This is a genomic window from Streptomyces luomodiensis (genome assembly GCF_031679605.1).
GTDB lineage: Bacteria > Actinomycetota > Actinomycetes > Streptomycetales > Streptomycetaceae > Streptomyces > Streptomyces luomodiensis.
The window spans coordinates 5417873-5430057 of the sequence record NZ_CP117522.1 but is presented as its reverse complement, the minus strand read 5'-3'; the positions used below and the strand labels follow the sequence as shown (position 1 = coordinate 5430057).

Genomic DNA, 12185 nt, shown 5'->3' with positions numbered 1-12185 from the left:
CAGCTAGCTGTTGGCCGGTCGTGCGGCCGCGGCCTTCCCCACGGAGTCGGCCGCCCCGTCGGGATGCCCGCCCCGCGCCGCGTCGCCCGCGCCGTCGCCCCGCGCCGTCGCCTTGGCCCGAGCCTCCTCGGCGGCGCGCTCGACCTTCTCCGGCGCGACGAAGCGGTAGCCCACGTTCCGCACGGTGCCGATCAACGACTCGTGCTCCGGGCCGAGCTTGGCGCGCAGCCGCCGGACGTGGACGTCCACGGTGCGGGTGCCGCCGAAGTAGTCGTAGCCCCAGACCTCCTGGAGCAGCTGCGCCCGGGTGAAGACCCGGCCGGGATGCTGGGCGAGGTACTTCAGCAGCTCGAACTCCTTGAATGTGAGATCGAGCACACGGCCCTTGAGCTTGGCGCTGTACGTGGCCTCGTCGACCGACAGATCGCCGTTGCGGATCTCCATCGGGCTGTCGTCGGTGGTGATCTGCTGGCGGCCCATGGCCAGCCGCAGCCGGGCCTCGACCTCCGCCGGGCCCGCGGTGTCCAGCAGCACGTCGTCGATGCCCCAGTCGGCGGTGACGGCGGCGAGCCCGCCCTCGGTCACCACCAGGATCAGCGGACAGCCGGGGCCGGTGGACCGCAGCAGCTGACACAGGCTGCGCACCTGCGGCAGATCGCGGCGGCCGTCGATCAGGATGACATCGGCGCCGGGGGTGTCCACCAGGGCCGGGCCCTCCGCGGGGGCCACCCGCACGCTGTGCAGCAGCAGGCCGAGGGCGGGGAGCACCTCCGTCGAGGGCTGGAGTGCGTTGGTCAGCAGCAGGAGGGAACTCATCGTCCACCACCCGCCCCTGCCGTGATCTCGAGTGTGTGCTCGCTTCGCTCGCCCATTACGTCGGTTCCTCCTCGGTCCCTTGCGAGAGGGGCACCTCCCGGGCAGCGCCCGGGGGAGTCTGCGGCTACTACTTCGTACGGTTACGCTCCGCGCCCTTGGAGCGGCTGCGCGCTCAAACGCGCATCACGCCCTGAAAGCACAAAAGGACCCGGGGGCTACGTTGCCCGGATCCTCTTCACAGCAGAATAACCCACATGACATGTGCCGGAGAGACCGAATCCGCTCCCCGTTGTCTTTCCACGGCCGCCACGGGGGTGCGACGGGCCACTCTGCTGACCGAGGACGGGGTCCCGATCGAGGCCCGGTACGAGCCTTCCCCGGCACCCGGCGGCGAACCCTCCGGCCCGCTCGCGCTGGTGGTCGGGCACGGCTTCACCGGCGCCCTGGAGCGGCCCGCGCTGCGGCGGGTGGCCTCGGCGTTTCGCCAGCGTACGGCCGTGATCACGTTCTCCTTCCGGGGCCATGGCCGGTCCGGCGGACGGTCCACGGTCGGCGATCGCGAGGTGCTGGACCTGGTCGCCGCGGTGCGCTGGGCGCGCCGGCTGGGACATCGGCGGGTCGCCACGGTCGGCTTTTCGATGGGCGGCTCGGTGGTGATCCGGCAGGCGGCGCTGTACCGGCCGCACGAAGACATCCGGCCGATGCACGGCGTACACGAAGGGGAGCGCGCTGTACACAATGAGGAGCGCACGGGGCGCTCACAAGGGCGCACGGAGCGTATCGGCGGGGCGGCGTCGGGCGCGTCATCCGACGCCACGCTCGACGCGGCGCCCGATGCCGTGGTCGCGGTGAGCGCACCCGCCCGCTGGTACTACCGGGGCACCGCGCCCATGCGGCGGGTGCACTGGGCGGTCACCCGCCCGGCGGGCCGGCTGGTCTCCCGCTACGGGCTGCGCACCCGGATCGACCCCCGCGGCTGGGGCGTCGATCCGCTGCCCCCGGTGGCCGCCGCGCCGCTGATCGCGCCGACGCCGCTGCTGATCGTGCACGGCGACCGGGACCCGTACTTCCCGCTGGACCATCCGCGGATGCTGGCGTCGGCGGCGGACCCGGCCAGCACGGAGCTGTGGATCGAACCGGGCTACGGGCACGCGGAGACCGCCGCCTCCCCCGCCCTGCTGACCCGCATCGCCGACTGGGCCGCGACCCACGCCTGAGCGGCCTACGCCCGAGCGGCCGAGCCCGAGCAGCCCACGCCGGAGTCGCCCACGCCGGAGTCGCCCACGCCCGAGCGGCCCGAGCACCGAACAAGCCCACGCCCGAGCAGCCCATGCCCGAGCGACCCACACGTGGGCGCGCTCACTCCGCTTCGGCCACCGGCTCGGCGAACTGGGACGCGTAGAGCCGGGCATACGCGCCACCGGCCGCCAGGAGCGTCTCGTGGGAGCCCTGCTCCACGATCCGCCCCGCCTCCATCACCAGGATCACGTCCGCGTCGCGGATCGTCGACAGCCGGTGCGCGATCACGAAGCTCGTACGGCCGCTCCGCAGCGAGGCCATCGCCCGCTGGATGAGGACCTCGGTCCGGGTGTCGACCGAGCTCGTGGCCTCGTCCAGCACCAGGATCGACGGCGCCGAGAGGAACGCGCGGGCGATCGTGATCAGCTGCTTCTCCCCGGCGCTGACGTTGGACCCCTCTTCGTCGATCACCGTGTCGTAGCCGTCCGGCAGCATCCGTACGAAGCGGTCCACATAGGTGGCCTTCGCCGCCGCCACGATCTCCTCGAAGCTCGCCTCCCGCGCGCCGTAGGCGATGTTCTCGGCGATCGTGCCGCCGAAGAGCCAGGTGTCCTGGAGCACCATCCCGATATGGGAGCGCAGCTCCTCCCGTGTCATCTGGGCGATGTCCACCCCGTCCAGCGTGATCCGCCCGCCGCTGACCTCGTAGAACCGCATCAGCAGATTGACCAGCGTGGTCTTCCCGGCGCCGGTCGGGCCGACGATGGCCACGGTCTGCCCAGGCCGCACCGACAGCGACAGGCCGTCGATGAGCGGCTTGTCCGGCTGGTAGCGGAAGGAGACCTGCTCGAACGCGACCCGCCCCCGCACCGCCTCCGGCCGCCGTGCGTCCACCGGCTCCGCGCTCTGCTCGGGCGCGTCCAGCAGCTCGAAGACCCGCTCGGCGGAGGCCACGCCCGACTGCACCAGGTTGGCCATGGAGGCCACCTGGGTGAGCGGCTGGCTGAACTGCCGGGAGTACTGGACGAACGCCTGGACGTCGCCGATCGACAGCGCCCCCGTGGCCACCCGGAGCCCGCCGACCACGGCCACCAGCACGTAGTTGAGGTTGCCGATGAACATCATCGCGGGCTGGATCAGCCCCGAGATGAACTGGGCCCGGAACCCCGCCTCGTAGAGCTTGTCGTTCTGCTCCCGGAACTCTCGCGCGGACTCCTTCTCCCGTCCGAAGACCTTCACCAGCGAGTGGCCGGTGTACATCTCCTCGACATGGGCGTTGAGCGTGCCCGTGGTCTTCCACTGGGCGACGAACTGCGGCTGGGCGCGTTTGCCGATGCGCGTGGTGACCCAGACCGAGACCGGGACGGTGACCAGCGCCACCAGCGCCAGCAGCGGCGAGATCCAGAACATCATCGCCAGCACGCCCACGATCGTCAGCAGCGAGGCCATGATCTGGCTGAGGGTCTGCTGGAGCGTCTGCTGGATGTTGTCGATGTCGTTGGTGGCGCGGGAGAGCACCTCACCGCGCGACTGCCGGTCGAAGTACGACAGCGGCAGCCGCGCCAGCTTGTGCTCCACGTCCTCGCGCAGCCGGAAGACCGCGCGCTGGACGACGGCCGTGGCCACCCGCGCCTGGACGAGGTTCAGCAGCGAGGCGGCGGCGTACAGCGCCGTGACCCACAGCAGCACGGTGCCGACCGCGTGGAAGTCGATGCCCTGGCCGGGGGTGACGTCCATCGAGGCGACCATGTCGGCGACCGTGCCCTGGTCCCGGTCGCGCAGCCGCTGGACGGCCTGCTCCTTGCTGACGCCGTCGGGCAGCTGCCGTCCGACGATGCCCGCGAAGATCAGGTCGGTGGCCTCGCCGAGGATCTTCGGTCCCGCCACCGACAGGCCGATGCTGACCGTGCACAGCGCGAGCACCAGCAGCGCGATACCGCGCTCGGGGCGCAGCCGGGCCAGCAGCCGGCGGCTGGAGCCGCGGAAGTCCATGGACCGCTCGGTCGGCTGCCCGCCCATGAAGCGTCCGGGCCCGGCGGCGGGCGCCGGGCCCCTCCGGGGGGCCGTGGTGCCGCTCATGCCGCCTCCTGTTCGGTGAGCTGGGAGAGCACGATCTCGCGGTAGGTCTCATTGCCGGCCATCAGCTCGCCGTGGGTTCCGGCGCCGACGATCCGCCCGGCGTCGAGCACCACGATCAGATCGGCGCTCCGGATGGTGGACACCCGCTGGGCGACGATGACGACCGTCGTGTCCTCCGTCTCGTCCGCGAGCGCCGCTCTCAGCCGGGCGTCGGTGGCGTAGTCCAGCGCGGAGAAGGAGTCGTCGAAGAGGTAGACGGACGGCTTGCGGACCAGGGCGCGGGCGATCGCCAGCCGCTGCCGCTGACCGCCGGACACGTTGGTCCCGCCCTGGGCGATCGGGGCGTCCAGACCGCCCTCCATGGCCGCCACGAACTCCCGCGCCTGGGCCGTCTCCAGGGCCTGCCACAGCTCCTCGTCGGTGGCGTCGGGATTGCCGTACCGCAGGTTCGAGGCGACCGTGCCGGAGAAGAGATACGGCTTCTGCGGGACGAGCCCGATGGTCCTGGCCATCACCTCCGGGTCGAGGTCGCGCACGTCCACCCCGTCGATGTGGACGCTGCCGTCGGTCGCGTCGAACAGCCGCGGCACCAGCCCCAGCAGGGTCGACTTGCCGCTGCCGGTCGAGCCGATGACGGCGGTGGTCCGGCCGGGCCGGGCGATCAGCGAGATGTCGCGCAGCACGGGCTCGTCGGCCCCCGGGTAGCGGAACTCCACCCCCCGCAGCTCCAGCAGCCCCCGTCCGGCGGCCGCGGGCGCGGGCGCGACGGGCTGAAGCGGCGGCATGACGCTGGTCTCGGTGTCCAGCACCTCCTGGATGCGCTCGGCGCACACCTCGGCCCTCGGCACCATCATGAACATGAAGGTGGCCATCATCACGGACGTCAGGATCTGCATCAGATAGCTGAGGAACGCGGTCAGCGCGCCGACCTGCATACCCCCGCTGTCGATGCGCTGTCCGCCGAACCAGACGACCGCGACGCTGGACAGGTTCACCACCAGCATCACGACCGGGAACATCAGCGACATCAGCCGCCCGGCGCGCAGCGAGACGTCCATCAGCCCGGTGTTGGCGGCGGTGAAGCGGTCGCGCTCATGGGTGTCGCGGACGAAGGCGCGGATGACCCGGATGCCGGTGATCTGCTCGCGCAGCACCCGGTTGACGGTGTCGATGCGCGCCTGGACGTCGCGGAACAGCGGCCGCATCCGGCGGACGATGAGCGTGACGACGAGGCCCAGGGTCGGCACGATGAGCAGGAGCAGCCCGGACAGGGGAACGTCCTGGTTGAGCGCCATGACGACGCCGCCCACGCACATGATCGGCGCCGAGACCATCAGCGTGAAGGACAGCAGGCACAGCAGCTGCACCTGCTGCACATCGTTGGTGGTGCGGGTGATCAGGGACGGCGCCCCGAAGTGGCCCACCTCGCGGGCGGAGAAGGACTGCACCCGGTCGAAGACGGCGGCGCGCACATCACGGCCGAGCGCCATGGAGGTGCGGGCGCTGAAGTAGACGGCGCCCGCGGCGCACACGATCTGGACGAGTGTGACGGCGATCATCAGCCCGCCGACACGGAGGATGTAGCCGGTGTCGCCCGTGACCACTCCGCTGTCGATGATGTCCGCGTTCAGCGTGGGCAGGTAGAGGGTGGCGAGCGTCTGTACCAGCTGTAATAAAACGATCAACGTGATCGTTCGGGTATAGGGCCTCAGATACGCCCGTATCAGTCGTACCAGCACACGAAAACCTTAAGCGACGGTCGTGCTGAACCGTCCGTATTTTCGACGAACCGCGCGCGGTGTCCTGGGGCGTGCCCGCACCCGTCATCATGGAGGCGGCAGATGACGGGAAAGGGATCGCGATGGCGATGATGAACACGCCCGCCGGGACCATCCGGTACTGGGCCGCCGCCCGCGCCGCGGCCGGTACCACGGAGGAGCCGTACACCGCGTGGACGCTGGCGGAGGCGCTCGACGCGGCCCGGGAGCGGCACCTCGCGCGGCCGGAGTTCGCGCGGGTCCTGCTGCGCTGTTCGTTCCTGGTCGACGGAGCCCCCGTCGGCACCCGGGACCACAAGACGATCCAACTCGCCGAGGGCGGCACGGTCGAGGTGCTCCCGCCGTTCGCAGGAGGGTGACCCCCGAGCTCATGAGCAACCAGCCGCACCAGCCCCAGCACCAACCCCACGAGCCTCACCAGCAGCAGCACCAGCCGTACGACCAGCCGTATCCCCCGTACGGGTCGTACGAGGCTCCTTACGGCGGACACGACCAGAGCGCGCCTCCTTACGGCGGTCACGGCCAGGGCGCCCAGCAGCAACCGGCCGACTGGCCGGGGTACGAGGGGTATCCGCAGCAGCAGGGGTACGCACAGGCCCAGCCGCAGCAGCAGCAGCAGTACCAGCAGCCGCCGCAGCAGCAATACGCACAGCAGCCGTACGCGGACCCGTACGCCGCCGCCCAGCAGGGCCACCAAGCCCAGCAGGGCCACCAGGGGCAGTACGCCCACGGCTGGGATCACCAGCAGCACCAGCCGCAGCAGCGCTACCAGCCCGCCGACCACGCACAGGCACAGGCCCACACACAGGCACAGGCGCAGGCTCACGCACAGGCCTCGACGCAGGCCGCACAGGCCGCGCCCACCGCCACCGCGACCGCGACCGCGACCGCGACCGCGACCGCCGAGCCCACCGCCCCGCAGCCGGACCGGCCGCTCACCGCCGCCGAGAAGGCCCGCGCCGAGGGCCGTCCGCAGATCCTCCCGCCGGGGTTCGTCCCCGCCGCCTTGACCTCCGTGATCGCCGCTCTGCTCGCGGCCGCCGCGCCGCTGGGCCGCCCGGCGGTCGCCGTCGTGGTGGCGGTGTTGCAGGCGGTCACGGCGGCCGGCTGGTTCCGGCTGAACGGCATGTGGCCCGCCCGGCAGGGCATCGCGCTCGCCTACGCGGGCGGTCTGGCCGCCGACATCGGGCTGCTCACCACCGAGCGGGACCACGCGCCGACGGTCGTGATCGGCACCATCGGCGTCTGGCTGCTGCTGGTGCTGGTCCTCCAGCTGCGCAGCCACGCCTCCCCGGACGAGCGGCTGTACGGGCTCACGGCCACCGTGGCGTCCACCGCGCTCACCGTACTGGCGGCCGGGTATCTGACCGCTGTCGCCGAGTCCTCGGACGCCGTGGTGCTGGGGGCGGCCGCCGTCGCCGCGGCCGTGCTGGTCCGGGCGGTGCCGCTGCCGACCGCCGCCGCCGTCGTGGTCGCGCTGGCGGCCGCCACGGGCGCCGGGGCCGGGGCCGGGCAGCTCACCGGAACGGGCACCTCCACCGCCGCCCTGCTGGGGTTCGCGGCCGGGGCGTGCGCGCTGATCGGCCACCGGGTGGCCGGCTACGACTACCCGTCGCGCTTCGTCCACATGACGGCGGGCGTGGCGCTGCCGCTCGCGGCCGCCGCTCCGGTGGTCTATGTGATCGGCCGCGCCCTGGGCTGACGGCCCGGCTCCCGTTTCCCTGCTCCGGTTAGGCTCGGCAACCTCAGGCGAACGCCTGAGCGAGAACCTGGGGGGACCCATCCCATGCGCGCACTACGCATCACCCTGATCGTCGTCGTGATACTCGGCGGCCTCTTCGTGGCCGCCGATCGCATCGCGGTGTACATCGCCGAGTCGAAGGCCGCCGACAAGATCAAGAGTTCCCAGGGCCTGGCCAGCACCCCCAATGTCTCGATCAAGGGCTTTCCGTTCCTCACCCAGGTCGCGGGCAAGGAGCTGGACGAGGTCGACGTCGGGGTGGACGGGCTGACGACGGACGCCGTCGACGGCCGCAGCGTCCGGGTCACCGAGCTCGACGCCCAGCTGCACGACGTCCGCATCTCGGGCAGCTTCTCGTCCGCCAGCGCCGACCGCGCCACCGGCTCGGCCCACATCAGCTACGCGGACCTCTCACAGGCCGCGGGTCCCGGGGTGACGGTCGCCTACGACTCGTCGGGGACCAACAAGGTCAAGATCACCGGCAGTCTGCTGGGTCTCAGCCTCACCGCCCACTCCCAGGTCAGCATCGTGAACGGCGACACCATCCGGCTGCACGCCGAATCGATCCCGGGCGGCGGCATCCCCCAGTGGGAGGACAAGGTGCGCGAGAAGGCCGATATGGAGCGGAAGATCGACGGACTGCCCACGGGTATGCGGCTGGACAAGGTCGCGACCACCAAGGACGGCATAGACGTCTCGGTCACGGGTAATAACGTCCAACTGACGGGCTGACGTGATCGGCACCAGGGGCGCCGATCCCACCCCCTGGTCCATGGACTGAGACGATCTCGTCCGCGCCGGCGCACGCCCGTGGCCCTCGCCTGCCCAGGCGACCCCGCCTCCCCGGCGCGCACACCTCTCTCATCTCAGAGCCCGGACGAAAGCGTCTCACCATCCGACACGCCGGTGACATGCCCGCCTGTCCGTCCCTACGATCGGACCCATGAAGCGACAGGCGGATCTCACGAAGCGGCGGGCAGTCGACCTGTGCCGCGTCGCCGCCATGCTCTGTCGCACCGTCTGAACGGACGCGGTCCGGGGTACCCGGACCAGCCCTCTTCGGCCCGTCGCCGGGCCTTCCCGCACTTCGCTCGTACGCCCGCCGCACGCCCAGCGCGGCGCCGCGCCACGAGCGTGCCCGTACCGCCGCAACTGCCCCGGAGGAGAGAACATGAGCCGCAGTGACGTCCTGGTGGACGCCGACTGGGTCCAGGCCCGTATCGACGACCCCAAGACGGTCATCGTCGAGGTGGACGAGGACACCTCGGCCTACGACAAGAACCACATCAAGAACGCCATCCGGATCGACTGGAAGCAGGACCTCCAGGACCCGGTGCGCCGTGACTTCGTCGACCAGGCCGGCTTCGAGAAGCTCCTGTCGGAGAAGGGCATCGCCAACGACGACACGGTCGTGCTGTACGGCGGCAACAACAACTGGTTCGCGGCCTACGCCTACTGGTACTTCAAGCTCTACGGCCACCAGGACGTCAAGCTGCTCGACGGCGGCCGCAAGAAGTGGGAGCTCGACTCCCGCGACCTGGTCGCCGAGGTCCCGAGCCGGGCGAAGACCGAGTACAAGGCCAAGGAGCAGGACACCTCGATCCGCGCCTTCCGCGACGACGTCGTGGCCGCCATCGGCTCGCTGAACCTGGTCGACGTGCGCTCCCCCGACGAGTTCTCCGGCAAGCTGCTCGCCCCGGCCCACCTCCCGCAGGAGCAGTCGCAGCGTCCGGGCCACGTCCCGTCCGCCCGCAACATCCCGTGGTCGAAGTCGGCCAACGACGACGGCACCTTCAAGTCCGACGACGAGCTCAAGGAGCTCTACGAGGCCGAGGGCGTCGACCTGTCGAAGGACACCATCGCCTACTGCCGTATCGGTGAGCGCTCCGCTCACACCTGGTTCGTCCTGCACGAGCTGCTCGGCCAGCCCAACGTCAAGAACTACGACGGTTCCTGGACCGAGTACGGCTCGCTGGTCGGCGTGCCGATCGAGCTCGGCGCCAACAGCTGACCCCCATCCCGAACGTAAGGACAGACAGCCATGTGTGGAGCCCAGGCCGGCGGCCCCGACGCCTCGACGATCAAGCCCGGTGAGACCACCATCCAGGGTTCGGTGACCCGCGACGGCGAGCCCGTCACCGGGTACGTCCGCCTCCTGGACAGCACCGGTGAGTTCACCGCCGAGGTCCCAACCTCCGCGACCGGACAGTTCCGCTTCTACGCAGCCGAGGGCACCTGGACGCTGCGCGCCCTGGTTCCGGGCGGCACCGCGGACCGCACGGTCGTCGCCCAGAAGGGCGGGCTGGCGGAGGTCGCCATCGCCGTCTGACGCCGACGACGCGTCGTGACACACGGCCGGAGGGCCGCACCCCGGGGTTGGACGCCTCGGCGGGGTGCGGCCCTCCGTCGTGCGCGCCCTACCTCATGCCGGGGGCGCGGCCGTTCGTCTGTCGGCTCGTCTGTCGGCGCGGCGGTCCCGGACGTACGCTGGACATATGTACGCGCGACGCCGCCACGCATACTTCTTCCTGATGGGCGCGTGTCTGACGCTCTTCATCTCGGCATGGGCCTTTGTGCGTCTGTGGTCCGTCCCCGCCGCCGTCGCGATGTGCATCGTCGCCATGGTGATCCCGCCCCTGGCGGCCATCGTCGCCAATCGCCGGGGCCCGGACGACCGGTGGTGGGACGAGTCGGGGGACGAGGAGTCCGACCGGTGGTGGCGGGAGCTGGACGAGCACAACCACCGCCACTGACCGGGGCCTGCCGGGGTGTGCGCCCGTCTCAGTACACGAGCGCCTGGACGCCGTCCGGCATGATCTCGCTCACGAAGACCTGAGCGCCCGCGATCCGCGCACCCTCGATCAGATCCTTCTCCTCGATCTCCCGGCGCGCCGCGCACTGGCTGCACACCGTGATCGTGCCGCCGCCCGTAAGGATGCCGTCGATCAGGTCCGGCAGCGGCGCCGCGTGCGGAAGCTCGAACTCCGCCGCCCGACCCGGCAGCGCGAACCACGCCGACTCCCCGGTCAGCCAGAGCGAGACCGCCACCCCGCTCGCCGCGGCCACCGCCGCCACCGTGAACGCCTGGGAGCACCGCTCAGGAGCGTCCGCACCCGCCGTCACCTTGATCACCAGCTTCTTCGCCATACCGTCAACCTTAGGCGCGGACGCCGCGCGGCCACCTCGCTCCACCGGCCGCCCCGGCGCCGACTAGACTCGGGGGCGTCCGTCATCTGTTCCGAGGAGCGCGCTCGTGCTTGAGGCAGTCTTCACCACCCTGATGATCCTGGTCGCCGTGGCCACGCTCGGCTTCTGTGCGCTGACCTGGAAGAAGCTGTACCAGGGCCAGCGCTGAACCGCTCCCGCCCCGTCGCCCCGGCTCGACTCTCGACAGATCGACTGAATTCATGATCCAGATCCCCTCCGACCTCCACCCGGACCTCGTGCCGCTCGCCTTCCTCCTGGGCAACTGGGAAGGCGCCGGCGTATCGGACTTCCCCGGGGCCGAGAAGTGCAACTTCGGCCAGGAGGCCACCTTCACGCACGACGGCCGGGACTTCATCGAGTACGTCTCGCACACCTGGGTGCTGGACTCCGAGGGCAAGAAGGTCCGCCCCCTGGAGAGCGAGTCCGGCTACTGGCGGATCGACAAGGACCGCAAGGTCGAGGTCGTGATGAGCCGCGACCAGGGCGTCGTCGAGATCTGGTACGGCGAGCTCGCGGAGGGCAAGCCGCAGATCGACCTGGCCACGGACGCGGTGGCGCGCACCGCGCAGGCGGGCCCGTACTCGGGCGGCAAGCGGCTGTACGGCTATGTGAACAGCGACCTGATGTGGGTCGGCGAGAAGGCCACCCCCGAGGTCGAGCTGCGCCCGTACATGTCCGCGCACCTGAAGAAGGTCGTCGACCCCCGGGAGTGGGCCAAGGACCTCAAGGACCTGCCGGACGACGGGATCGCCTTCTTCCGCTGAGTCCGGTTCTCCACCGCTGAGTCCGGTTCTCCACCGCTGAGTCCGGCCGACGGCCGTGAGCGCGCCTACACTTGCACCGTGGCGACCACCGACTGGAAGACAGATCTGCGGGAGCGCGGCTACCGCCTGACCCCGCAGCGCCAGCTCGTGCTCGAAGCCGTCGATCATCTGGAGCACGCCACTCCGGACGACATCCTCACCGAGGTGCGCCGCACCGCGAGCGGCGTCAACATCTCCACGGTTTACCGCACGCTGGAGCTGCTGGAGGAGCTGGGCCTGGTCAGCCATGCCCATCTCGGACACGGCGCCCCCACGTACCATCTGGCCGACCGGCACCACCACATCCATATGGTGTGCCGGGACTGCACCGATGTGATCGAGGCCGATGTCTCCGTGGCCGACTCCTTCACCCGGCAGCTCCGGGCGGACTTCGGCTTCGACACCGATCTGAAGCACTTCGCGATCTTCGGTCGGTGCGCCTCGTGTTCCGCCGAGCGGCACGGAGGAGACGGCGCCGAAAACGGTTCCGGCGAGGGACGAGCCCGCAGGTCGTAGGCTGAG

14 protein-coding genes are annotated in these 12185 nt (G+C 70.8%); 10 read left to right on the top strand and 4 right to left on the bottom strand.

All coding sequences use genetic code 11. The features are described from left to right. Positions 1-3: 3 nt before the first annotated feature. Positions 4-816: a response regulator transcription factor gene (locus tag PS467_RS22890; RefSeq protein WP_311036823.1), complete on the bottom strand. Its 813-nt coding sequence runs from the start codon at positions 814-816 to the stop codon at positions 4-6. 254 nt (positions 817-1070) lie between these two features. Between PS467_RS22890 and PS467_RS22885 the strand changes: the two genes are divergently transcribed. Then, complete coding sequence (locus PS467_RS22885; protein ID WP_311036822.1) at positions 1071-2033, top strand: alpha/beta hydrolase; 963 nt, start codon at positions 1071-1073, stop codon at positions 2031-2033. Between the two features lie 142 nt (positions 2034-2175). On the opposite strand, the gene PS467_RS22880 is transcribed toward PS467_RS22885, so the two are convergent. Together PS467_RS22880 and PS467_RS22875 are read right to left on the bottom strand one after the other, a co-directional pair. Beyond that, positions 2176-4134, bottom strand: coding sequence for an ABC transporter ATP-binding protein (locus tag PS467_RS22880; RefSeq protein ID WP_311036821.1), 1959 nt, complete (start codon positions 4132-4134; stop codon positions 2176-2178). Next, positions 4131-5873: an ABC transporter ATP-binding protein gene (locus PS467_RS22875; protein WP_311036820.1), complete on the bottom strand. Its 1743-nt coding sequence runs from the start codon at positions 5871-5873 to the stop codon at positions 4131-4133. The genes PS467_RS22880 and PS467_RS22875 overlap by 4 nt, the downstream gene beginning before the upstream one ends. Before the next feature lie 122 nt (positions 5874-5995). Between PS467_RS22875 and PS467_RS22870 the strand changes: the two genes are divergently transcribed. The 7 genes from PS467_RS22870 to PS467_RS22845 all read left to right on the top strand — a co-directional run bounded on the left by PS467_RS22870 (position 5996) and on the right by PS467_RS22845 (position 10406). Next, positions 5996-6271 (top strand): MoaD/ThiS family protein, encoded by a 276-nt coding sequence (locus tag PS467_RS22870; RefSeq protein ID WP_311036819.1) that lies wholly within the window; start codon positions 5996-5998, stop codon positions 6269-6271. 11 nt (positions 6272-6282) lie between these two features. Beyond that, positions 6283-7614 (top strand): hypothetical protein, encoded by a 1332-nt coding sequence (locus PS467_RS22865; protein WP_311036818.1) that lies wholly within the window; start codon positions 6283-6285, stop codon positions 7612-7614. A gap of 84 nt (positions 7615-7698) precedes the next feature. Continuing rightward, entirely contained in the window at positions 7699-8385 is a 687-nt protein-coding gene (locus PS467_RS22860) for an LmeA family phospholipid-binding protein (RefSeq protein ID WP_268973515.1), read from the top strand. Between the two features lie 211 nt (positions 8386-8596). Continuing rightward, positions 8597-8677, top strand: coding sequence for a putative leader peptide (locus PS467_RS42155; RefSeq protein WP_350203226.1), 81 nt, complete (start codon positions 8597-8599; stop codon positions 8675-8677). Between the two features lie 147 nt (positions 8678-8824). After that, positions 8825-9664 (top strand): sulfurtransferase, encoded by an 840-nt coding sequence (locus PS467_RS22855; protein WP_311036817.1) that lies wholly within the window; start codon positions 8825-8827, stop codon positions 9662-9664. Positions 9665-9694: 30 nt separating this feature from the next. Next, positions 9695-9982 carry a DUF1416 domain-containing protein gene (locus tag PS467_RS22850; protein ID WP_006603933.1) on the top strand — a complete coding sequence of 96 codons (288 nt, stop codon included), beginning with the start codon at positions 9695-9697 and terminating at the stop codon, positions 9980-9982. Between the two features lie 166 nt (positions 9983-10148). Beyond that, positions 10149-10406 (top strand): DUF3099 domain-containing protein, encoded by a 258-nt coding sequence (locus PS467_RS22845; protein ID WP_014053929.1) that lies wholly within the window; start codon positions 10149-10151, stop codon positions 10404-10406. 28 nt (positions 10407-10434) lie between these two features. Here the strand turns inward: PS467_RS22845 and PS467_RS22840 are convergent, their stop codons facing one another. Further along, positions 10435-10800, bottom strand: a complete 366-nt coding sequence (locus PS467_RS22840) for a DsrE family protein (RefSeq protein ID WP_268973513.1) — start codon at positions 10798-10800, stop codon at positions 10435-10437. Positions 10801-11060: 260 nt separating this feature from the next. Here PS467_RS22840 and PS467_RS22835 point away from each other — a divergent pair, with 260 nt between their 5' ends. Both PS467_RS22835 and PS467_RS22830 read left to right on the top strand, forming a co-directional pair. Beyond that, complete coding sequence (locus PS467_RS22835; protein WP_268973512.1) at positions 11061-11624, top strand: heme-binding beta-barrel domain-containing protein; 564 nt, start codon at positions 11061-11063, stop codon at positions 11622-11624. A 78-nt stretch (positions 11625-11702) separates the two neighbouring features. Continuing rightward, entirely contained in the window at positions 11703-12179 is a 477-nt protein-coding gene (locus tag PS467_RS22830; RefSeq protein WP_311036816.1) for a Fur family transcriptional regulator, read from the top strand. Positions 12180-12185 lie beyond the last annotated feature (6 nt).